The sequence below is a fragment of the Niallia sp. 03133 genome, assembly GCF_052663225.1.
In genome coordinates, this window is sequence record NZ_JBQTCY010000001.1 from 399,315 (window position 1) to 423,437 (window position 24,123).

18 protein-coding genes and 1 pseudogene are annotated in these 24,123 nt (G+C 36.5%); 16 read left to right on the plus strand and 3 right to left on the minus strand.

The window, feature by feature from the left end; genetic code table 11:
- Positions 1-63 precede the first annotated feature (63 nt).
- The 6 genes from ACTYBU_RS02015 to ACTYBU_RS02040 all read left to right on the plus strand — a co-directional run bounded on the left by ACTYBU_RS02015 (position 64) and on the right by ACTYBU_RS02040 (position 7,399).
- The gene (locus ACTYBU_RS02015) at positions 64-1,524 is read left to right on the plus strand and encodes an alkaline phosphatase family protein (protein WP_445486880.1); all 1,461 of its coding nucleotides are present in this window, start codon (positions 64-66) and stop codon (positions 1,522-1,524) included.
- A 2-nt stretch (positions 1,525-1,526) separates the two neighbouring features.
- Entirely contained in the window at positions 1,527-2,315 is a 789-nt protein-coding gene (locus ACTYBU_RS02020) for a glycosyltransferase family 2 protein (protein ID WP_445486774.1), read from the plus strand.
- A 58-nt stretch (positions 2,316-2,373) separates the two neighbouring features.
- Positions 2,374-3,132 carry a hypothetical protein gene (locus tag ACTYBU_RS02025; protein WP_445486775.1) on the plus strand — a complete coding sequence of 253 codons (759 nt, stop codon included), beginning with the start codon at positions 2,374-2,376 and terminating at the stop codon, positions 3,130-3,132.
- Positions 3,133-3,162: 30 nt separating this feature from the next.
- Positions 3,163-4,074, plus strand: a complete 912-nt coding sequence (locus tag ACTYBU_RS02030) for an FTR1 family iron permease (protein WP_445486776.1) — start codon at positions 3,163-3,165, stop codon at positions 4,072-4,074.
- Between the two features lie 87 nt (positions 4,075-4,161).
- Positions 4,162-5,619, plus strand: a complete 1,458-nt coding sequence (locus ACTYBU_RS02035) for a hypothetical protein (RefSeq protein ID WP_445486777.1) — start codon at positions 4,162-4,164, stop codon at positions 5,617-5,619.
- 448 nt (positions 5,620-6,067) lie between these two features.
- Positions 6,068-7,399 (plus strand): GntT/GntP/DsdX family permease, encoded by a 1,332-nt coding sequence (locus ACTYBU_RS02040; RefSeq protein WP_445486778.1) that lies wholly within the window; start codon positions 6,068-6,070, stop codon positions 7,397-7,399.
- A 237-nt stretch (positions 7,400-7,636) separates the two neighbouring features.
- Here ACTYBU_RS02040 and ACTYBU_RS02045 read toward each other — a convergent pair whose 3' ends face one another.
- Positions 7,637-8,482 (minus strand): MurR/RpiR family transcriptional regulator, encoded by an 846-nt coding sequence (locus ACTYBU_RS02045; RefSeq protein WP_445486779.1) that lies wholly within the window; start codon positions 8,480-8,482, stop codon positions 7,637-7,639.
- 151 nt (positions 8,483-8,633) lie between these two features.
- On the opposite strand from ACTYBU_RS02045, the gene gnd reads away from it, so the two are divergent.
- The gene (gene gnd / locus ACTYBU_RS02050; protein ID WP_445486780.1) at positions 8,634-9,530 is read left to right on the plus strand and encodes a phosphogluconate dehydrogenase (NAD(+)-dependent, decarboxylating); all 897 of its coding nucleotides are present in this window, start codon (positions 8,634-8,636) and stop codon (positions 9,528-9,530) included.
- A gap of 157 nt (positions 9,531-9,687) precedes the next feature.
- Here the strand turns inward: gnd and gntK are convergent, their stop codons facing one another.
- Positions 9,688-11,232: a gluconokinase gene (gntK, locus tag ACTYBU_RS02055; protein ID WP_445486781.1), complete on the minus strand. Its 1,545-nt coding sequence runs from the start codon at positions 11,230-11,232 to the stop codon at positions 9,688-9,690.
- Positions 11,233-11,881: 649 nt separating this feature from the next.
- Here gntK and ACTYBU_RS02060 point away from each other — a divergent pair.
- Positions 11,882-13,074 (plus strand): annotated as a pseudogene (locus tag ACTYBU_RS02060) (UDP-glucose--hexose-1-phosphate uridylyltransferase); the annotation flags it as partial.
- Between the two features lie 41 nt (positions 13,075-13,115).
- On the opposite strand, the gene ACTYBU_RS02065 reads toward ACTYBU_RS02060, so the two are convergent.
- A complete protein-coding gene (locus ACTYBU_RS02065) occupies positions 13,116-14,666 on the minus strand; it encodes a glycosyltransferase family 2 protein (protein WP_445486782.1) in 1,551 nt (516 codons plus the stop codon).
- Between the two features lie 199 nt (positions 14,667-14,865).
- Here ACTYBU_RS02065 and ACTYBU_RS02070 point away from each other — a divergent pair, with 199 nt between their 5' ends.
- The 8 genes from ACTYBU_RS02070 to murQ all read left to right on the plus strand — a co-directional run bounded on the left by ACTYBU_RS02070 (position 14,866) and on the right by murQ (position 24,042).
- Positions 14,866-15,849 carry a LacI family DNA-binding transcriptional regulator gene (locus ACTYBU_RS02070; RefSeq protein WP_445486783.1) on the plus strand — a complete coding sequence of 328 codons (984 nt, stop codon included), beginning with the start codon at positions 14,866-14,868 and terminating at the stop codon, positions 15,847-15,849.
- A 163-nt stretch (positions 15,850-16,012) separates the two neighbouring features.
- The gene (locus ACTYBU_RS02075; protein ID WP_445486784.1) at positions 16,013-17,425 is read left to right on the plus strand and encodes a sucrose-specific PTS transporter subunit IIBC; all 1,413 of its coding nucleotides are present in this window, start codon (positions 16,013-16,015) and stop codon (positions 17,423-17,425) included.
- Between the two features lie 274 nt (positions 17,426-17,699).
- Positions 17,700-19,169 carry a glycoside hydrolase family 32 protein gene (locus ACTYBU_RS02080; protein WP_445486785.1) on the plus strand — a complete coding sequence of 490 codons (1,470 nt, stop codon included), beginning with the start codon at positions 17,700-17,702 and terminating at the stop codon, positions 19,167-19,169.
- Between the two features lie 26 nt (positions 19,170-19,195).
- Entirely contained in the window at positions 19,196-20,182 is a 987-nt protein-coding gene (locus tag ACTYBU_RS02085) for a carbohydrate kinase family protein (protein ID WP_445486786.1), read from the plus strand.
- Positions 20,183-20,495: 313 nt separating this feature from the next.
- Positions 20,496-21,701 carry an N-acetylglucosamine-6-phosphate deacetylase gene (nagA, locus tag ACTYBU_RS02090; RefSeq protein WP_445486787.1) on the plus strand — a complete coding sequence of 402 codons (1,206 nt, stop codon included), beginning with the start codon at positions 20,496-20,498 and terminating at the stop codon, positions 21,699-21,701.
- Complete coding sequence (gene nagB, locus ACTYBU_RS02095; protein WP_445486788.1) at positions 21,702-22,454, plus strand: glucosamine-6-phosphate deaminase; 753 nt, start codon at positions 21,702-21,704, stop codon at positions 22,452-22,454. It begins immediately after the preceding gene.
- Positions 22,451-23,176, plus strand: coding sequence for a GntR family transcriptional regulator (locus tag ACTYBU_RS02100; protein WP_445486789.1), 726 nt, complete (start codon positions 22,451-22,453; stop codon positions 23,174-23,176). Before nagB ends, ACTYBU_RS02100 begins: the two co-directional genes overlap by 4 nt.
- Positions 23,173-24,042 (plus strand): N-acetylmuramic acid 6-phosphate etherase, encoded by an 870-nt coding sequence (gene murQ / locus ACTYBU_RS02105; protein WP_445486790.1) that lies wholly within the window; start codon positions 23,173-23,175, stop codon positions 24,040-24,042. The genes ACTYBU_RS02100 and murQ overlap by 4 nt, the downstream gene beginning before the upstream one ends.
- The last annotated feature ends 81 nt before the right edge of the window (positions 24,043-24,123 follow it).

Below are 24,123 nucleotides of genomic sequence, written 5' to 3' on the forward strand. Positions count from 1 at the left end.
CTATATCCCGTCCCATTTAAGACAATGTTAAGTTGGACAAGACTAAAGAGGAGTGAAGAGAAAATGAAAAGTGCATCAAAATTTGAAAAGACTGCTGCACGCTGCTGGAATTTATTAAATGAGGGGAAACCTTTTACACCAATCTTTGTGGTAGGAACGATGCTGTTATTTCACATTGGTGTTTTAACCGATTGGGAAGCATCCTTTGCCTTAATTCAATCTTTTTTGTATGTGATCCCATTGTTAGTTCTTTATTATCTTTTTGATTTTCCGCTATTTTTACGCAATTATCTTTGGGTTCCTTTTGTTGTCTATTTAATCATATGGAATCATACAAGTATTGGTCTTTTATTCTTTTCTATTGGTCTGTATTTCTTTTTTACCGTATTCTTTTGGGGAACGCTTTATTATCATTTAAGAATCGGTACGTCATGGTTAAACTTTACCCGTTTCTGGAAGCTTGTGATGAAAAATAGTGATTCAACAAGCGGAAACGCTCAAGAACAAATTCCTAAGTTTTTACTTTTGTTGTCTCTTTGGGAATACTTCTTTGTAAAATTAGATTCTGGCGCTTCAGTAGATTTTGTATCTATTGTCATTTTTTATTTAAGTGTGCTTGTCTTTGCTTATATTCTTCATCGCAATCTATTCGATTGGAAGCCGAAAATGTATAGCGGCTTTACAAGAGATCAGTTTGCACAGCCAGAAAAAAGCATTTCTGATAAAGCGATTGTTATTGTCATAGATGGAATGCGCAAGGAGCGTTTTTATGAAGCGGATACGCCATTTCTTGATTATTTAAAGGATAACGGTACAGAATATATGAATATGGAAACCGTCTATCCTGCAAGAACGGTTGTCTGTTTTTCATCCATGTTTACAGGAACATATCCTAAGGAACATGGAATTCACTCCAATATGGTTTGGAAATTAGGAATTAAGGTGGAGAGTATCTTTGATTCGTTAAGGAAGATTGGCAAAAAAGGAAGACTGCTAGGAATTGCCCATCTAGTTGATTCGATGGGAAGTGATGTTGAAACAGTAACGGCCGTTATGCATAATGATCAGGCGGATCCAAATATTATGGAAAGGGCTAAAAAAATCATGAAGGAACAGGATCCAGATTTGTTTATCGTGCAAATGATTGCAACAGACCAAACCGGTCATAGCCGTGGTGTGCTTTATGATGAATATCTGCAAAAAATACATGAAGCAGACAGACTTATTAAAGATTTTGTCGGTTGGCTCACTGCAGATGGGAAGATGGACAATACAACCCTTTTCATTTGTGCGGATCATGGGCAGGCTGATGGGATCGGCGGCCATGGTCATTTAGATGAAGGAGAAAGATTTGTTCCCTTTTTTATTCACGGACCCAATATTGCCAAAGGAAAGAAAGTGGAAGAAAAGCATAGTCTTGTCTCACTAGCACCGACATTAGCTCATTTACTAGGTGCGCCTTTTCCAAGTCATAGCAGAGGAAAAGTCTTAACAGATGCCATTGAACAGAAGGATGAGATGTGAAAATGAATAAACTTCAAGTGATTGTGTTTTTGCCAGCCTTTAATGAGGAGGAATCAATTGGAGATGTTATTAAAAATATTCCGCGGGAATTTCATGAAAAAGTGGATGTAAAAGTTTTGGTCATTGATGATGGCTCCAGTGATCAAACTGTTGAAGTAGCAAACAAAGCTGGAGCAGACTTTATTGTCAGTTTTTCAAAAAATCAGGGACTTGGTGCAGCGGTTCGCGCTGGTCTTCGTGAGTGCTTTGAAAGAGGAGCAGACATTGGGGTGATGATTGATGCAGATGGAGAATATCCTGCCAATCACATTCCTAATCTTTTGCAGCCCATTTTCCAGGGAGAAGCCGATTATACAATGGGATCCCGCTTTTTGGGTACGATAAAGGGCATGAAGCTCCATCGTCGTTTAGGAAACTATTGTTTTACCTTTCTTCAAAGTTTGTTATTGAGAAAATGGATTCACGACGGACAATCAGGGATGAGGGCTTTTTCGAGACAAGCCCTTCAGCATGCTGAAATTATTCATGACTATAATTATGCACAAGTACTTACATTAAACCTTGTTAGAAAAGGGTTTCGGATGAAGGAAGTCGCTATACCATACCAAGTTCGTTCTACTGGGGAGTCTTTTATTACGTTTAGAGGATATTTAACGTCTGTTATTCCAGTAATTTGGAAGGAATGGAATCGCAAGGTGGAAAAAGTTGATGTTCAAAAGAATGCATGTAATTTAGAAATATTGGAAAAGTCAGAAAAAATTCACAAACAAAGGCTGAATATCGCAAAATAATATTGACATAAATAATGATAATCATTATCATTAACAGTATCGATAGGAGGAAAAGAATTTGAAAAAACAAGTCATTTTAACTTTTGCATTTATTTTTCTTTTTACCAATTTGTTTTCTATAAAAGCGAATGCTTATTCATATGGTGATCCAAATAAAGAGGAATTGGCTGAATCCTATAAAGAAATGGTAATTGAATTAGATAAAAATCCTCCAGATTTCAATACAGCACGAAAACATTATGAAACCGTAAAAAAAGAAGTCGACATGCATATGGGACCGGATCCATCGAAAATTATTCTCCAAAACATAGAGGATAAAGATAAGGAACAGACGATTAAAAATATGGATGTGCTCCTCGTATTAAATATTGCTAGGCGTTTGGAAAATGTCGAAAAAAATTTCAAAGAGTTCGATACGAGTAAACGATTGTTGGCGAAGGGATTTGCTACATATGAAGCACTGTCTCCAAAAATAGAAGCAAAAAATGCTGATCGTGATAAAAAGCTCAAAGCAGAATTTGATAAAGCTTTAGATTCGCTGGGCAATCCTGGACTTTTTGGAGTAGGGCAGAAAAAGGCTGATTTAGACGCTTTTAAAGCAAGTAAAGAGACAATTCTTTCAAATCTTCAATCAGAATTTAAGATAAAAAGTTTAGAAGTAGGACATTTTTCTGAAAGTGCTACAGAAAAAGAACAAAAAAATAAGGATTGGACCGATCTATCCAATATTCGAAATTGGCTGCCAATCATCATTATCGTAGTTGTTATTGCAGCTGTTATTATTGTGGCAAGACGAAATAGAAAATCAAATAAATAAGTTGTTCCAATAGGGGAGAGGTGAAATTTTGTGGAAATACAAGCACTTTTAATTACATTTCGCGAGGTTCTTGAAGCGTTGCTGATTGTAGGAATTATCACGACATACTTGAAAAGAACGGATAACAAGAAATACACAAAATATATATGGGTGGGGGCCGGACTAGCTGTGTTGGCTAGTTTTGGCGCCGCTATGTTATTTCAGCTTGTATTTACTGGATTTGCGGCCATGGTCAGTGAAATGTATTTGAAAATAAGCATTATGATTATTTCGGCTCTCCTATTGACACAAATGGTATTTTGGATGGCTAGCCACAGCAGAGACATAAAAGGCAATACGGAAGACAAGATGAGTAAGTTCATTTCAACTGGAAATGTTGTTGGAATGGTCATTCACTCTTTCTTAGTAGTCCTTAGGGAAGGGATTGAGACCGTCTTTTTCTTTGCGGCTATTACTGGCGGGAATATTGGTGCTGCGATGCAGGGATGGGGAGCTATTACTGGCGTCATCATTGCATTCGTTGTTTCTCACCTATTCTTTAAAGGAACAATGAAAATATCGCTTAAAACATTCTTTAAAGTCACAGGGGTGTTTATCATTTTAATTGCTGCAGGGCTGCTGGTTCAGGCTATCTCGATGATGCAGGATTTAGAGATTATCGGAAGTGTCATTCCGCATCTATACGATTTGACTTGGTTCCTGCCGGAGCATCCAATTGATTATGATCATTATTTGCGAGATCATGGGACAGCACCGTTATTGTCTGGGGAAGTTGGAATCTTTTTGAAAGCATTGTTTGGCTACTCATCGATGCCATCTATAGAAGAAGTTATTGCATACCTTGGCTATTTTGCCGGAATTTATTTATTAACGTCTTATCGATCTACTGACGATGTAAAACAAAGCAGTAAAAAGGAAACAAAAGCTTTAAAAAACGCATAAGCAATCAAAAAAGATAAACATGTTTACAAAAAGTACTAGGAATGTCCTTGTACTTTTTTTCTATATGTTTGTTAGAAGGATGGTCATATGGATATACATAAAAAAGTTGAATGGCATCACAAAATTCTTGCCTTAACAAGTATAGCAGCTATAATCATTTTATTCTTGTACCAATTAAAGCATATAAATGCCTTCGCAGCTTCATGGGATGAGGTGGATTATTCTCTTGCTTTAAAACGATACGATATCATGGCAATGCAGCCCCATTTTCCTGGATACCCATACTTTATTCTTGGTGGAATGTTTATCCATCAATTTCTTGAAGATAAAACAGCTTCCTTAACCGTATTCAATATCCTTTTTTATTTCAGTGCGATCTTTCCAATCTATAAGCTGGCAAGAGGATATGTATCGAAGCCATTCAGTTTTTTAATTACCTCCATGATTTCCTCCTCCTCCTATGTGCTTGTAACGGTAAACCAACCAATGTCTGAAGGGGCAGGCTTAGCGGGGTTATGGTGGTATTTCTGGAGCTTAGATAGAGCAGTTCGAAAGGATGGACGCTTTGGTGATTGGCTGCCTCTTGTTCTTTTTAGCCTATTGCTTGGAATACGTCTGTCTTACATACCTTTTGGCGTAGGACTTATTTATTTGTTCTGGAAAAAATGGAATGACAAAACATATACACTGAAGCAACTGAATTTACGCATCATGATTGCTATCGTATTTCAGCTCATTTGGATATCGGGCATTGTTTTTTCTGAAGGAAGTATTCAAGGATTTTTAAAGCTTTCCATTGCATTTACGAGCGGCCATTTTAATGACTGGGGAAATACGGCAGTTTCAAGCGATCAATCTATTTTGGCAAGGGTATTTACATTGTTATTCAACAATCTTTTTTGGCATGGATTATCTTCGCTGTCAATTCTTATAGCTATTATCATGATCGTATTATTGCTTATTAGTTTATTGCATTTTAAGTGGAGTATAAAAACATTTTCGTTGGCTTATGTGATGGCTTTAAGCTATTTCATTTGGGCGCTGCTGGCTCAGAATGTGGAGAAGCCTCGGCATATTGTGCCTGTTGTTTTGTTTATTCTCTTTATCTTGTATGTAACGATTTTAAAGAAATGGACTCATCCAATAGCTTCTGTCATCTGCTTAATTTTGCTTTTTTCCAACTCGGTAAAATCAGTCCAAATGATTTATGCACAAGCCACCGAGAAGCCTGCCAGCTATCAATTAGCAGAATACACAAAAAAAATGAATAAAAGCTCTATTCTCTACACATGGGAAGAAACAAGGGTATTGGAATACTTGGACGCTCCAATTCACCATAAAAGGATTTTAACATACGAGATTTTCTTACACGATATGACTTATTATAAAAACAGTCAAATTTTTTTAACGAATAAAGTAATTGAAGGGTTTTCGAAGCAAGGGATTGATCTGTCAGGCAAAATCAAAAAAGTAAGAATTTTCAAATCCAACCCTATTTATGACCCTATTTATCATGAAATTACTTTGTATGAATGGATCAAATAGTATATGGCTGCTTAAGCTGTTAATAAAATAAAACTTATGAAAAAGAGTATTGCTAAACAATCAGATGAGGACAGTCGATAAGCCGGTATAGCCGACGTATCCGACTGTCCTATCTTTTTTAATTTACTAGTTTAATGAGTAAATTAGATAGTGCATCTCAGTCTTCTTCTTTGCTTTTCTTCCACTTTATTTTCTGCATGTGATTGTTCATTCATTTGTTCCATTCCAAACATCTCCTTTATATGAGGTTGGTAGTCTTTTAGCTTAATAAACGCTTCCTTTTTTTAGATGAATAGATATAGAAAAAAATAAGATAAAAAGAAATAAATATTTTTCTCCCAACGGTATTGCAATAAGAAAATTTTTTCCGTATAATGACATTAAAGAATGAATAAAACGCTTACAAAAATAAAAGAGAAATGGATTAACAAACGAAGGTGGGAGTTTCATGGATGCATATTTATTGATCATCACGTTAATTTCAATTGTTATTGTTATATTAGGAGTTTCAGTGTTTAAGTGGCACGCATTTATCAGTTTAACAGTGGCAAGTATGTTTTTGGCTATCTTATCCGGTTTATCTTGGGACAAAATTGTAAGCGCTTATGAAACAGGCGTAGGCGGCGTTTTAGGCCATTTAGTTGGAATTCTTGCGCTTGGCACTATACTTGGTAAAATGCTTTCTGAATCTGGAGCAGGTTTGCAAATTGCAAATTATTTTGTAAGGGTTTTCGGTGAAAAGAAACTTCCATGGGCCATGTTTTTATCTGGATTTATTATTGGTATTCCGGTATTTTTTGAAGTTGGAATTTTAATTTTACTTCCATTAGTAATTTCTATACAAAAAGCATCAAAGAAAAATATTTTATTAATCGCACTTCCTGGTATTGCAGGGTTATCTATCGTTCATGGACTAGTGCCTCCACATCCAGGGGCAATTGCAGCAATCGGAATTTACGGAGCTAATTTAGGGAAAGTATTACTTTATTCCTTAATAATAGCGCTTCCTGCCGGAATAATTGGCGGTCCATTATTTGCTAAATGGGTCAACAAACGGGTTGTTCCAAAAGGAGAGCCAAGTTTAATTCAAATTGAACAAAAAGATGCATCCGTTCTTCCGAGTGTTGGCATTTCCTTCTTGTCGATTTTATTGCCAGTAATTCTAATGGTGATTGGAACTTCTGCACCTTATTTAGACTTTTTATCTGCAGAATTTAAAAGTGCTTTATCGTTTATCGGAAGTCCGTTGATTTCTTTATTGATTGCTTGTTTTTCCGCTTATTATTTCCTTGGCTTCCGTCAAGGAATGGATAAAGATAAACTGAAAAAGTTTACAGAAGAATGTATTTTACCAGTTGGATCCATTGTATTAATCATTGGAGCTGGTGGGGCGTTTAAACAAGTACTAATCGACAGTGGAGTAGGAACAACGATTGGCCATATGTCTGAAAGTTTATCTTTATCGCCACTAGTGCTTGCCTTTTTAATTGCAGGACTAATTCGTATTGCAACAGGGTCAGCAACAGTTGCATTGACAACCGCTGCAGGAATTGTTTCTCCTATTATTGAGAGTATGTCTGGCGTTAATCTTGAATTGCTGGTAATCGCAACAGGGGCAGGATCTCTTATGTTCTCCCATGTCAACGATGCAGGATTCTGGATGGTGAAAGAATATTTAGGCTTAACAGTAGAAGAAACCTTCAAAACCTGGACTGTTTTGGAAACAGTATTATCTTTTGTAGCTTTTGGAGGAGCTTTATTACTAAGCTTATTTGTATAAAAATGAGGGGATGCCATTCCATTGACTGGCATCCCTATTTCTGTGGAAAAATGCATGATAGCTGTCTTAGATAGAGGGAAATGTATGAGAAAAACAGTGGAATTGTCTAGGAGAGTCAATCACAGAGACAAATCTCCCCGACATACAAACGTTTTCGATGAGCATTCAGTTAGTGCAAATCATGCCTCCTCGATACACTAAGGGATGCCACTGATTGCCATCCCTTTTCCCGTTTCCTTACATTCTTGTATCTGAAATTGCAGTGCGGATTTTATCAAGCGATTTATTCGCAACTTCCTTATTTAATATCATCATATTTACATATAGTGCATCAATTAAACTTAACTGTGCGATTCTGGAAGACAATGCTTCTGAACGATACTCTGTTTCCTCCGAGCTTGTAAAGAGTGCCACATCCGCATTTTGTGCAATCGGTGATTTAGGATATCCAGTTATACTGATCGTTTTCGCACCATTTGTTTTAGCTGTTTTTAATATATTTATCGTGTCTTTGTTGGTTCCAGAGTGTGAAATAACAACTGCTATATCAGTTTCGGAAAGCTGAGAAGCAGACATGAGCTGAAAGTGGGAATCTAAAAATGAAAACGCTTTTATTCCGGTACGCACAAATTTGTGAAAAGCATCCATCGCTATAACTGCTGAACCGCCCGTTCCGTAGAATTCTACTCTCTTTGCGTTGATAAGTAAATCCACTGCCTTTTGAATAGATGCTCCGTTTAAAATTTGCAGAGTATTCTCTAATGTACGTATATTGGAATGAAATACTTTTTCCGTTACCGTTTTTACATTATCGTCTTTATTAATTTCTTCATGAATTTGCTGAATTGGTTCAATGATTTCAGAAGCTAATGCAATTTTCATGGCTTGGTAGCCTTTAAAGCCAATCCGTTTACAAAAACGAAAAACTGTAGCATCTGCCACATTTAAATCTTCCGCCAATTCATTAATGGTACAGTGAATGATTTCTTCAGGGTTTTGCAGAATATAGTCAGCAATCTTTTTTTCTTTTTCACTTAATCTAGCATAATAGGACCGTATTTTTCCAATACAATTTTGCGCCATTGACTTCGTTCCTTTCGAATAAAATGGTAAGCATAGTATAGCATAAATTTAGCTTGAAAAAATATTTCTTAAAAAGGTTTTCATTCTGAAAAAAATTTCGTATAATAATAGTATAATATGAAATAAATTTTCAAAAAGGAGTGAGCTGAACATGCATATTGGTTTAATCGGTCTTGGGAAAATGGGATATAATTTAGCAATGAATTTAATCGATCATAAGTATAGTGTAACAGCTTTTGATCTAAATGTAAGCGCTGTAGAAAAAATAATTTTAGAAGGGGCAGATGGATCATCATCTATAGCTGAACTAGTAAGTAATCTGCCTTCTCCGAAAGTAGTTTGGGTGATGGTGCCATCAGGAGAAATTACAGAAAATATTATAAAAGAATTAAAAGAAGTATTAATCGCGGGCGACATTGTGATAGAGGGAGGGAATTCCCATTATAAAGATTCTATCCGCCGTTCAAAAGATTTAGCAGAGAAAGGGATTTATTTTCTAGATGTTGGCACAAGCGGTGGAACATCTGGTGCTAGAAATGGTGCTTGCATGATGGTGGGAGGAGACAAGGAAATTTTTGATCAGTTGGAAAGCTTGTTTCAAGACATCTGTGTAGAAAACGGTTACAATTATGCTGGGAAAAGCGGAAGTGGACATTTTTTAAAAATGGTTCATAACGGAATAGAATATGGCATGATGCAGGCTATCGCAGAAGGGTTTGAGCTATTGGAAAAAAGCGAATTTGAGTATGACAACGAAAGTGTAGCAAAGGTTTGGAATAATGGTTCAGTTATTCGTTCATGGTTAATGGAGCTAACCGAAAATGCCTTTTCAAAAGATCCTAAGCTAGAAGGAATAAAAGGAGTAATGCATTCATCTGGTGAAGGAAAATGGACGGTGGAAACAGCATTAGATCTGCAAGTAGCGATGCCTGTAACGGCATTATCTTTAATGATGCGCCATCGTTCACTTGAAGAAGATACATTCGCTGGTAAAGTAGTCGCTTCACTAAGAAATGAGTTTGGCGGACATAGTGTAGAGAACAAATGATGGTGCAGTATTCTAGGGTGGGGGGAGAAGTAAGGTTTCACAAATAGAATTCTGAAAATCGTAAATCAAACTTATAAAATCGCAAAAATATCTGCAAAGAGAGCCGATAATAAAGTAGAAACCCCAAGGAGAAAAAGTTCTCCTTGGGGTTTCTACTTTATTTCACCCATTTACGTTGAAAATCGGCTATTTGGTCGTATTCTTTTTCAAGCAGTCTGGAAACTCGAATATAAATCGAAGTTAAATCTTGATATATTTCCACATTTTCTTTGATTGGTTCATGAGAATGCGTACTTCCCACTAATTCTTTCATAATAGAGAAGTCTTTTATGTCTCCTAAAGCATACATGCCTAATACAATGGCTCCGAGGCAGGAGCTTTCAAATGTTTCTGGAACAGTAACTTCTTGATTGAATATATCTGCCATCATTTGGCGCCATAATTCAGAGCGGGCAAATCCGCCAGTTGCCTGAATTTGTTTTGGTTCGCCAATGACTTCCTGCAATGCCAGCATAACAGTGTACAAGTTAAAGATAACTCCTTCTAGTACTGCACGTACCATATGTTCCTTTTTATGATGCAAGCCAAGTCCAAAAAAGGATCCTCGTGCATTCGAATTCCATAACGGGGCTCTTTCACCGGCTAAATATGGGTGGAAAATAAGTCCGTTCGATCCCGCTGAAACGCGCGAAGCGATTTTTGTTAATACTTCATATGGATCAATGCCGAGGCGCTTGGCTGTTTCTACTTCAGAAGAAGCGAGTTCATCCCGGACCCATCTGAATGTCATGCCGCCATTATTTACTGGTCCGCCGACAACCCAATGGTTTTCTGTTAAAGCATAGCAAAAAATTCGTCCTTTTGGATCGGTAACAGGCTTATCTGTTACCGTACGAATGGCTCCACTTGTTCCGATTGTAACAGCTACAACACCAGGATCAATGGCATTTACACCAAGATTGGAAAGAACACCGTCACTTGCGCCAACCACAAATGGAGTTTCTGAAGAGATTCCTAATTCCTCCAAATAGTTTGTTTCTAAGCCTTTTAGATAATAAGTGGTTGATACTGGTTTAGAAAGTTGATCTTCTGAAATGCCAGCGATGTTAAGCGCTTCTTGATCCCATGTAAGTTCTTTTAGATTAAACATTCCAGTTGCTGACGCAATAGAGTGGTCGACAATGAATTTACCAAATAATTTATAGAAAATATATTCTTTAATGCCAATAAATTTAGCCGTTTTGGAGAAAACCTCTGGGAAATCTGTTCGCAGCCACGCTATTTTTGAAAGCGGTGACATTGGGTGAATAGGTGTACCCGTTCTACGGTAGATTTCCATGCCATTAAATTCTTTTTTTATTTTATTCGCCCAATCAGCCGAGCGACTGTCAGCCCATGTAATACAGCGAGTTAAAGGGGTTCCTTTTGAATCTAAAGCGATTACACTATGCATGGCAGAGCTAAAGGAAACAAGTTTTAAATCGTCTGAGTTGATTTTGCCTTTTTTGATAGCTGTTTTCATTGTTTCCCGCACTGCTTGAAAAATTTCCTCTGGATCTTGCTCGGCGATGTTCGCTGCTGGACTATAAAGTGGATATTCTACATGATGCATGCTAATCACCTTGCCAGCTTCGCCAAATAAAACAGATTTAGTGCTTGTTGTTCCAATATCAACGCCTAAGTAGAAGGAATTTTTTGACATATATAAATCTCCTTTGTATGGAAAGTCATCCAATAACGATAGAATAAAAAAATTTTACTAGCATTAAATTATATATAGAAAAATTTTTTCTTCTCTTTATTTTAAAGGAAAATTTATGGTATTGGAACTGTTTTCATAAAAAAGTTCCAATACTTTTTTAAAAGATAAATAAGGAGATATTTAGGAAGTCAGACGGGTATCCAGCTCTGAGAACAGTATGTGCCAATGTAGATGTTGTCACATACTTGAAGGTTGCAAATCAAATGACGTTGTCACAGGACAAGCGCAGTTAGTAGATTTTCCTTTATCTGTGTCTAGAATCGGCCAGCCTGTACGACAATGAGCGAGGCGCTTGCGCTTTTCTGATAGGCTCTGTTAAACGATAATGTTGTTTTTGGGAAGGGAATTTGCGAGACTCCTGCTTAAAAAACGGACTGACAAGACCTCAGCTCAGACGGGTACGAGCAAGGAGGCTCACCGCTCGTCCCACGGAAAGCGAAGTGTATACAGGCTGCGGACTATTTGAGAGCACCTATTTTCAGAGTAGCCTTCTAAAAAAAGAATTCTGAGAGTTTCAATGTTTTTATGTTAGTATTATAGTTTTTAGCGAAAAATGTAGAAAATTTCTAGAGAATTTTCTTGGGACCTGAAAAAAGCAACAGATTGGTTTTACCGTTATTCCAAAAGTGTAGACTATATTCGCACAGAACGAATTGCAAAAAATGAGCAATGGCTTGCAAAAACAGAATATGGAGACTTGGAAATTACCATTAATTTATCGAAGCCGGAAAAAGATCCTGCAGCTATTATAGCAGCAAAAAATGAAGTAGTCAGCAATTATCCAAAGTGCCTTTTATGTAAAGAAAATGCTGGATATGCAGGAAGACTGAATCATCCAGCAAGACAAAATCATCGCGTCATTCCTGTTTTATTAAATAACGAAAAATGGTTTTTACAATTTTATCCATTGTATATTATAATGAACATACGATTTGCTTTTCCAATGAGCATATTCCGATGAAAATAACGAAGAAAACCTTCAGTCATTTATTGGAGTTCGTCGAAAAATTTCCTCATTATTTTATCGGGTCCAATGCCGATCTGCCGATTGTGGGAGGTTCCATTTTGGCACATGAACATTTTCAAGGCGGTTTTCATGAATTTCCGATGGCAAAGGCAGAAATAGAAGAATATTTTGGGTTGGAAGATTTTCCGCAAGTGAAGGCTGGAATAGTGGAATGGCAGATGTCTGTAATCCGTTTGCAAGGGGATAATAGGGAGGATGTGGAAGAAGCCGCTGATTTTATTTATCAGAAATGGCAGCAGTACAGTGCTCCACAAGCGAATATTTATGCTTTCACTGATCTTACCTCGCATAATACGATTACACCAATTGCCAGGAATAAAAATGAATTATTTGAACTGGATCTTGTGCTTCGCAATAATTGAACAGATGAAGAGCATCCTTTAGGCATTTTTCATCCGCACAACGAAGTGCATCATATAAAAAAGGAAAACATTGGCTTAATTGAAGTGATGGGATTGGCTGTGCTTCCTGGCCGATTAAAAGAGGAAATGGATATTATTGGATATTGCATCGTTTCTGAAAATGCAGCAGAAAAAATAGCTGCAAATCCAATGGTCGAGAAACATCTTGATTGGGCACTAAACATTCAGAAAAAGCATCCGGAACTATCAAGCAACAATGTAAACGACATTTTACAAACAGAATTAGGGGCAGTATTTCTAACTATTTTAAACCATGCTGGAGTGTTTAAACGAACAAAAGCAGGAAAAGAAGCATTTCATAGATTTATAGATGACTTGAATAAACAAAATTAAATGCAGAACAAAGGGGATATCCGAGAAGTGGATATCCATTTTTAACGAATTTTTAAAGCAAGGTTCTGATTTTTAGTTGCATAAAATTGAAACATTTGTGAATGGTTATTTGTAATTTCGGTGTTGGAGGTGATTTTCAGCTGAACTTTATTATAGTTTTGATAGCGCAAATAAATAGTATAAACAGCTGTTGGCAAGGAAGTAAACCATGATAATGGCAATTCAAGCATTCCACTGCCGTTTGTATCCACTGTTATCTTTATAATAAACTCGTTGTTGATATTATTCCTATCGCGAAAAAGGACGTCTGTTATATCATTCAAAAAGTCGCCTGCCACTTTAAAAGGAAGAAAATAACGATCCTTTTCTTCAACACATTTTACTAATTCGACATACATAGGAACTCTTATATAGTTGTACGGTTCTTTTAAAGGAGATATCATATAAGGTTTATTATTTTGTATATGATGCTGTTTGACTTTTTCTGCAGCATTCCATCTAAGAAGCTCTTCTAATTGTTTATATTGTTTTGTTTGAAATAACTGACAGCAGACCTTGTTCATCGGATGAAAAAAATGTGCGGTAAAATCATAATCCAGCTTTGCGGTTGTTTTTAGCACTTTTTTGAATGTCCAAATATAGGCTTGTCTTTTCATAAAATCAGCTGTTCTTTCTTTAAGAGAAGAGCTCTTTTCCTTGCGAAGTGTATGATAATTATTGATAAAACGAATAAAACAATCAAATTCATATAATCGGTTTAAAATCATTTTCTTTAACGCATCATCTAATTTTTTTTGTTGAAAATAATGAATAACCTTTAAATTGCACTGCATTTTTTTTAGCACATTCGTCTGTTTTGTCAGGGATCCATTATTATTGTCATATCGATTGACAAAATAAACTGTTTCTTTAATGGTCGAAATTTTATCGGAACATAATAGATAATCCATAAAAAACTGTTTATCCTCTGCAAATTTCATTGCAGGAAAACGAAGGTTGTTTTCCTTTATTATTTCCGTTTTCATCATTCTTGCTCTAGGTCCTAAATGCTGAAAAATATGGGGAATGCTAGCAACGGAGACACTTCTTCGATCTATGCAGGATTCATGCTCGCCGATGATTTTTGTCTGTTTGGAGCCTGCTTGAATGGTTTTTCCTACAACATAATCATCGCCTGTTTCTACTAAGACGGAATATAGTTTTTCTAATCCGCTTTTTTCGAACCAATCATCTGCATCAAGGAAAGTGATGTAAGGAGCAGTAGCAAGCTTAATGCCAAGATTTCTCGGGGCAGCGGGCGTTCCAGTATTTCTTTTAAGAAACAAAAGCATAATAGAAGGATGCTGTTTCGCATATTCTAATAGAATGGTGCGTGTATTGTCAGAGGAACCATCATCTACTAGAATATACTCAATATTCTCCTTGCCGATGGATTGATTTAATACGGATTGGATACTTTTTTTTATTGTTTTTTCATTATTATAGATTGGGGTTATAACCGAAATGAATGGTGCAACTGAAGAGCGATTTTGCGTTATTAACTCATAATCGCTGTCACATATCTCGGGTGCCCTTTTTATTTTTGAAAACATATAGATTCCTCCCTTCATTTTCCTAAATTAATTGTATAGATCCATTATTTATCAATATATGAAATGATATACATTATTTATACCATAAGGAAGAAAGAGTTTGACAATTAGAAAGAGAATTTGTTTATCATTTTAGGATGCCGGAAAGTGGGCTTATATTGTATAATAAAAGGAATTATAAGGAATAACGGAGGTAGCAATGACAACAATCGCTGATATTGCAAAGCTTGCAGGGGTTGCCAAGAGTACGGTTTCCCGCTATCTTAATGATGGCTCTGTAAGTGAAGAGACAAAAAGAAAAATCGAACAGATTATTAAGGAAACCGGATATTCTCCAAACGCCTTTGCTCAAAGCTTAAAGGCTAAAAATACGAATATAATTGGAACAATCGTGCCAAGGCTGGATTCATATGCAACTTCCAGAACGCTTATCGGTATTGACGAGCAATTAAAAGAGTACCATTATCAAATGCTAGTATCTAATTCCAGTCAAAGTATAGAAAGAGAAATTGAGAATATCTATACATTGGCACATCAAAAAGTGGCTGGTATTATTTTGCTTGCTGCACAAATTACTCCCATGCATTTAGAAGCATTTAAGAAAATAAATATTCCAGTATTACTAGTTGGACAACAGCATGAAGAAATTTATAGTTTAATTCATAATGATTATGAAGCAGCTTATCAAATAGGTCAGCATGTACTTGCAAAAGGACATAAAAAAATAGCTTATTTAGGTGTGACAGAAAAGGATATTGCTGTAGGTATAAACAGAAAACAAGGCTTCAAAGACAGCATCAGCACTGATTCAGATTGTGAAGTTCAGTATTATGAGACAAGTTTTGCTATTGGCAGTGCAATTAAAATGTCGACAGAAATTATCGAGGCCTATCGTCCATCTATCATTGTTTGTGCTACAGATAATATTGCAATTGGTACAATGAAAGCAGCCTATATGAAAGGATTATCCATTCCAAAAGATTTATCTGTCACTGGTTTTGGAGGGTATGAAATAACGGGGATGATTCATCCAGGCTTAACAACCGCACAGTTTTATTATAAAGAAGCAGGACAATTAGCGGCCAAAAATATTGTCCATTTAGTTAGAGGAGATGTTATACCAGAATTAACTTATTCGGATTTTCAAATTATTCACAGAGAAAGTGTTGCTGCTATAGATTGATTTTACGACGGATCATTTTGAAATCGGTGCTTTTTTTCAGTTTTAAATAAACGGTAAAGAAGCTGCCAATTTCAAAAAGATTATCGCAATGTAATTGCTGTTACTATATTTTGATAATGAATGTAATCGGTTCCAATAATGCAAGTGAAGAAGGAGGGGTGTTATGAATCATCAAGAAATTGCGAAACAGATTTTAGAAAGCGTTGGCGGTAAAAAGAATCTTAAGGCTGCTGAACATTGTTCAACAAGATTACGTCTTGTATTGAGTGATGACAGCAAAGTAGATGAAAGAAAATTGGATAGCATAGAAGAAATAAAAGGTGCCTTTTCTACAGGTGGACAATATCAAATAATAGTAGGAGCAGGAATAGTCAACGAGGTTTATAAAGAATTAACCAAATTAATGGGCAGTTTGGAAAAGTCCCTTAATGACAAGAAAAGCGCAAGCAGTAAAAAGTTAAAACTTGTTCAACGTTTCGTACAAATGCTTTCGGATATTTTTGTTCCAATCATTCCTGCAATCGTGGCAGGCGGTTTGTTAATGGGAATCAATAATGTTCTAACAGCCCAAGATATGTTTATAAACGACAAACCTTTGATAGAAACAAATCCATCCTTAGCAGATTTAGCTGCACTTATTAACACATTTGCCAATGCAGCATTTGTCTTTTTGCCTATATTAATAGGATTTTCAGCTACCAAGAGATTTGGCGGCAATCCATATTTAGGAGCTGCTTTAGGAATGCTGATGGTGCATCCCGATTTATTAACGGGCTATAGATATGGTATAGCATCCCTAAACGGAGAAGTACCTGTTTGGAATATATTTGGATTTGAAATAGAAAAAGTCGGTTATCAAGGCACAGTGCTGCCTGCTTTAGCATCATCCTATATTTTGGCGAAAATAGAGAATAGTATAAGGAAAATAACACCGTCTGCACTTGATAATCTTTTGGTTCCTCTTTTTTCTATATTATTTACAGGAATTTTAACCTTTTCTATAATAGGGCCCATTACTCGATTTGCAGGCAACTTGTTAACAGATGGTTTAGTATGGCTATATGATTCTTCTGGTTTTGTGGGTGGTGCTGTTTTTGGACTATTGTACGCACCAATGGTTATTTCTGGAATACATCATAGTTTTATCGCAGTAGAAACACAATTATTGGCTGATAGTGCAAAAACTGGCGGCTCTTTTATTTTTCCCATTGTTGCAATGTCCAATATTGCACAAGGTGCAGCGACACTTGCTGTTTTGCTTATAACAAAAGATGCAAAAGTAAAAGGAGTTGCTTCTGCTGCTGGGATTTCTGCCATATTAGGTATAACAGAACCAGCAATGTTTGGCGTTAACTTAAAGCTGCGCTATCCATTTATAGGAGCGATTATTGGTTCTTCAGCAGGTTCTTCTATTATTGCCATGTTTAAAGTGAAAGCCATTGCCCTAGGTGCTGCTGGTCTGCCTGGAATCATTTCTATCTATCCAAACTCCATTATTTATTACATGATAGGTATATTGGTTTCTTTTGCAGTGGCATTTGCTGTTACGTTATTTCTAGCAAAAAGAGATACTTAGAAAGAAATCTTGTAGAGGAAAATGCAGTACAAGTAAAATGCGTATTGTAAGACGTGAAAATTCATATAATTAAAGGGGAATTTCCAAACTCACGATCATTGCTTAAAAAAGTCGCTCGAAACCTATAAAGAGTTTATCTCACTCTTAGCAGGCAGTAAAACCCCCACTGATGGAAGATTCACTTTATGGGTATCGGCTTTTTAGCACCTATCCTTGGAAGAAGCGTATACAAGAAAAGCAGGCATTTGTCATCAACCTGAGAAGGAGGGAAGAAATGAAGTGGACCAAAAATCATCTATACCGCCACCTTGATACAGTGGATGAAAAAGAATTGGCAGCCTTAGAAGATAAGGTTAATAATTGTTCGTGGAGGCAAGCTTATCATATTCAGCCAAATACAGGACTTTTGAATGATCCAAACGGATTTTCTTTTTATAATGGAGAATATCATTTGTTTTATCAATGGTTTCCTTTAGGGCCAGTCCATGGTTTAAAATATTGGTACCATGTTAAATCTGTTGATCTTGTTCATTGGAAAAATGATGGGGTTGCGATAAAAGCCGATACCCCTTATGATAGCCATGGTGCCTTTTCAGGAAGCGGAATTATTCATAACGATAAGCTTTATTTATTTTATACTGGCAATACACGGGATGAAGAATGGGTAAGACATCCCTACCAGTGCATTGCTTATATGGATAAAAAGGGATCTATTATAAAGTTGGAAAAACCTGTTATTTCAAAAGTGCCATTTGGCTATACGGATCATTTTCGTGATCCGAAAGTTTGGCGTGAAAATAATATGTTTTATGCTGTAATAGGGATACAGCGCATGAACCAAACAGGTACTGTGGTTTTGTATTGCTCTCCAGATCTATTGAATTGGAGCTTTTTAGGAGAAATTAAAACAGAGTTGCAAGATTTTGGCTATATGTGGGAATGTCCAGATTATTTTACATTAGGGAACAATGGTGTACTTCTATTTTCTCCGCAAGGTCTTTCGGCTGATGGGGATCGGTTCCAAAATATTTATCAAGCAGGATATTGTTTGGGCAAACCTTTAGATTTGGAAACTAGAGAATTCAAGCATGGCGATTTTGTTGAACTGGATCACGGCTTTGATTTTTATGCTCCTCAAACCACTTTAGATGAAAAAGGACGTCGTCTTTTGATAGGTTGGATGGGACTGCCGGATTTGGATTATCCAACAGATTCAAGTGGATGGGCGCATTGTTTAACATTGACTAGAGAGTTGTCTATAAAAAATAATAAATTGGTGCAGCAGCCAGTGGATGAACTGAAGCTATTGCGTCAAATGGAATGTTCGGTACAAGATATTGTTCAAAATGAACGAAAAACGTATGGGGAATTTAAAGGAAAGACTTATGAATTGATGGCTGAATTCTATGATATTCATGCAGAAAAGTTTGGCATTGAATTTCGAGTAGGACCAACAGAAAAAACGATTATAATGTATAATAGAATAGAAAAAAAATTGATTCTTGACCGAACATTATCTGGTGAAAACACTGCACTTTCCTATGGAACAATAAGGAAATGTCTGTTTGAAGCGGAAGCCATTAAATTACATCTATTTGTAGATGTCTCATCTGTTGAAATCTTCATAAATGATGGGCAGGAAGTGTTTACCAGCAGAATATTTCCACAAGAAAACAGCGAAGGGATTAACTTTTTCGCAGAAGCAGGAAGTACAAAGCTGAAAACTACCATTTGGCAAATTTAAGTATTATGTATAAGGGGAGTAAGAAAATGGCTCGTTTATTTTCAATTGGGGAAGTTTTAGTTGATTTTATTCCTTTGGAAAAAGGAAAGGCATTAAAAGATGTGGCATCTTTTGAGCGTGCTCCTGGAGGGGCTCCGGCGAATGTAGCTGCTGCAGTAGCAAAATATGGGGCAGAAGCATCGATGATTACAAAGTTAGGAAAGGATCCTTTCGGGGATTTTTTATTAGATAAACTGAACGAAGCAGGTGTTCATACAGATAAAATTACAAGAACATCTGAAGCGAATACTGGCTTGGCATTTGTTTCACTGCGCCATGATGGGGAAAGAGATTTCTCTTTTTATCGAAACCCATCTGCTGATTTATTGCTTACGGAAGCAGAAATTGATGAAAATTGGTTTTCAGAAGGAGATATTCTGCATTATTGCTCTGTTGATCTTGTGGAGAGTCCAATGAAGAATGCACATATTGCTGCTATACAAGCAGCTAAATCAAAAGGTGCACTTATAAGCTTTGATCCTAATGTACGACTGCCGTTGTGGAGCAGTCCGGAAGATTGCCGAAATACAATCTTGCAGTTTGTTCCGAAAAGTCATCTCGTTAAAATTTCAGATGAAGAACTGACTTTTATTACAGGTATTCTGGATGAAGAGCAAGCAATCCATTCTCTTTTTGTTGGCGATGTAAAAGCAGTGCTTTATACGAAAGGTGCAGATGGTGCAGTTCTATATACAAAAGGACAACAATTTAATTCCACTGGCTATAAAGTAAAGGTACAAGATACAACAGGTGCAGGTGATGCATTTATTGGCGGCTTCTTATATCAGCTTCTTGATAAAAAGGCGAATCAGTTGAATATAGAAAGTATCTTGTCGAAGCACCATGAAGGAATTTTAAGTTTTGCTAATGCAAGTGGTGCCTTAACGACAACAGGAAAAGGAGCTATTTCCTCGATACCTGACAAAATGAGAATTACTGAATTGATGGAAGGCACGAGAAGAGTTGGCAGCTAAATGATAATTTGTTAGGGGCTGTTTAAGATAGATAATAAGTTTTAAACACCCCTTTAACAAGAATTAAGAGGTGAATGTAAAATGGTTCCGTTCATTGAAAAGGCAGTTAGAAACGATAATAACCTATTTTGTAAGCGTTTGTTTAAAAGAATGTAAAAAAATATGTAAAATAATCTTACAAAAAACAAGCTTTTTTTGGGTTGTTTTATTAAGATAAAAATATCAAAGTACAACTGGTATAGACATCTAGTTGTATGGTTGCCGATTTAAAACAATACGAAAGAAGATAGAATGAGGAAGAAAGGATATTGAAATGACTAATAATAATGAAACATCCATACTTTTTCAAGAAATAGCTATTTATATAGAAGATAGAATAATCAACAATGGATATTTAGTTACAAAAAATGGTGCAATAGATTCGTATGGAGAAATGGCTGAGTATAAAGCAGATACTATACAAGCGGACCAAATTTTCACTTTCGAAGAAACCTATAAATTAATTCCGGGAATGGTTGATATTCATATTCACGGTGCAAATGATGCAGATGTAATGGATGCAGCACTTGATTCATTAAATAAGATGGCAAATATATTGCCGAAAGAAGGAACCACAAGTTTTTTGGCAACGACCATGACACAAGGTGAACAAGAAATTGAAGCGGCTTTAAAAAACGCCGCTGATTATATAAAACAAGAAAATCAGGCAGGAAAGGCAGAAATTGTAGGAATTCACTTGGAAGGTCCTTTTATCAATGCAAAAAGAGCTGGTGCACAGCCATTGGAAGCAATCCAAAAGCCGGATATAGATTTATTTATAAAATGGCAAAATATTGCTGAAGGAAATATTAGATTAGTGACAATGGCACCGGAAGAAGAAAATGGATTAAATTTAATTGCACATTTAAAAGAAACTGATGTAGTGCCTTCAATGGGACATACAGATGCGATTTATGAAGAAGTAAAGAGAGGGATGGAGGCAGGGGTTATTCACGTTACCCATCTTTATAACGGAATGAGAGGTCTGCATCACCGAGATCCAGGTGCTGCCGGAGCTTCCTTGCTGCATAAAGAGTTAACAACAGAAATCATTGTAGATGGCATTCATATACATCCAGAAGTAGTAAATTTGACGTTTCAGCAAAAAGGAAAAGAGGGCATAATTTTAATAACAGACAGCATGCGTGCCAAATGGCTCGAGGATGGCATTTCTTCATTAGGAGGGCAAAAGGTAATCGTCAAAAGTGGAAAAGCCTTGCTTGAAAATGGGTCACTTGCAGGCAGTACGCTAAAAATGAATGATGCCATTACTAATATGATGTCCTTTACAGGCTGTTCGTTAGAAGATGCTGTTTATATGGGTGCATATAATCCAGCCCGGCAAATTGGAATTTTAGATAGGAAAGGGAGCATACAATCAGGAAAAGATGCTGATTTAGTCGTATTAAATGGTGAAAATAAAGTAGTAATGACCATTTGCAGAGGACAAATTGCTTTTCATGACATGGAGGGAAACTAGATGAAGCTAATTGAAGTAGAAAATTATGAAGCCATGAGCAAAAAAGCAGGAGAAGCAGTGATCGAACAAGTAAAACAAAAACCAAATTCTGTCTTGGGACTTGCAACTGGTGGAACTCCAACAGGCATGTATCGATATTTGGTGCAAGATTACAAAAAAAATCAAACTTCTTATCACCAAGTTCATTCGGTGAATTTGGATGAATATATCGGGTTGGCGGCAGACAGTCCGCAAAGCTACTCTCGTTATATGAATGAAAATTTATTTGATCATATTAATATCCAAAAGGAACAAACCCACTTGCCTTCAGCGGGTGCATCTTCTGATAAAACAGAAGGTGAAAAATACGAAAATTTAATTGCTTCTCTTGGAGGGATTGATCTGCAGGTATTAGGGATTGGAGAAAACGGCCATATCGGTTTTAATGAACCTGGGACAGCTTTTTCTTCCGAGACAGGTGTTGTAGAATTAACCGCTTCTACTAGAGAAGCAAATGCACGTTATTTCAATAGCATAGAAGACGTGCCTACACATGCCATTTCCATGGGGATTGCTACCATCATGAAAAGCAGGCAAATTTTATTATTAGTATCAGGAGTGAAAAAAGCGAATGTTCTTTATAAGCTTTTAACAGGAGAAATAAATGAACAGCTGCCAGCTTCTATTCTGAAAAAGCATAAAAATGTAACGTTAATTGCGGATCGAGATGCCTTATCCGTTGTAAAAGAAAAAGAAGGAAGTGTTTCTAGGTGATTATAAAGGATTCCCATATTCCAATTTACTTTCAATTGGAGATGGAAATTAAAGAGCTTATAAAAGATCTGCAGCCAGGAGATCCCATCAGCTCGGAAAGAGAATTTTCAGAAAAATATGATATTAGCAGAATGACAGTAAGGCAAGCTATTAATAATTTAGTAAATGAAGGAATATTGGTTCGGAAAAGAGGAAAAGGCACTTTTGTAGCGGAGCCAAAAGTAGAACAGCCACTTTCCGGTTTAACGAGTTTTTCAGAAGACATGCGTTCAAGAGGATTAACACCAAAAACAAAAATTTTGGATTTTCAAGTAATTCCTTCAAATCGAAGTGTTGCAGGCAAGCTGATGATACAAGAAGGGGAATTTGTTTATGAAGTAAGAAGATTAAGACTTGCAGACGACATTCCAATGGCATTGGAAACTTCGTATTTACCTTTAAGCTTAATGAAAGACCTTACAAAAGAAATCGTAAATGCATCGCTATATGACTATATAGAGAATGATTTAAAGCAGCAGATAAGTCATGCAACTCAAACATTAGAATCTTCCCTTTCACAAAAACAGGAAAGCATGTTATTGCAGTTAAAAGACGGAGCACCAGTATTGCTGATTGAACGATATAGCTATTTAGGCAGTGGAATTCCTTTTGAATATGTTAAATCCATCTATCGAGGAGACCGCTATAAATTCGTAATCGACATGAAAAGGGCGAATCAATGAAAAAACTAAACGAAACGGAATTAAGAAATGATAATAGTGAAAATTTGGATGAGTGGACTTCTTTTGAAATAGTGCAATTTATGAATCAGGAAAATGAATCGATAGCGAAAGCGTTGACAGCTGCACTTCCCAATATAGCATCCGCTGTTGATGCTATCGTAGAGAAATGGAAAATCGGGGGAAGATGTTTTGTGATTGGCGCAGGCACAAGCGGCCGTCTAGGTGTAGTAGATGCAGTTGAGCTTGTCCCGACTTTTTCTATCGCAAAAGACAAATGGACAGGTTTGCTTGCTGGAGGCTATGAAGCCATGTGGACATCATTGGAAGAAACAGAGGATGATGATAAATATATTATTGAAGAATTAGAAAGCCGTTCCTTCTCTTCATCCGATGTTGTTATTGGTGTAACTGCCAGCGGATCGACGCCATTTGTGCTGGCAGCTGTTCAATATGCCAAACAAAAAAATGCCCTTACAGTAGGAATCAGCAATAATAATGATACTCTGCTGTCATCGCTTGCTGATTTCGAAATCGAAGTGCCGACAGGACCAGAAGTAATTCGGGGATCAACAAGACTAAAAGCAGGCACAGGGCAAAAAATGGTGTTAAATATGCTTTCTACTGCTACGATGGTTCGATTGGGGAAAGTATATAAAAATGAAATGGTTGATATGAAGCTAATTAACAAAAAATTAGTAAAACGGGCTGCCCACTCACTTGTAAATATTGCTAATATTACAGAAGAAGAAGCATTGCAGGCACTGGAGACGAATCGGTATGATTTAAAATCAGCGATATTTACTGTGCTTACAGATGGAACAAGCAAAGATGCAAGCTTTTATTTGGAAAAACAGAAGGACACTTAAAAAAAGCGATACAGCAATTTTTGAAGGATAAAACTAGCAGTTGAGAATTATATGCAATTTTATAGAAAAATCGATGACTGT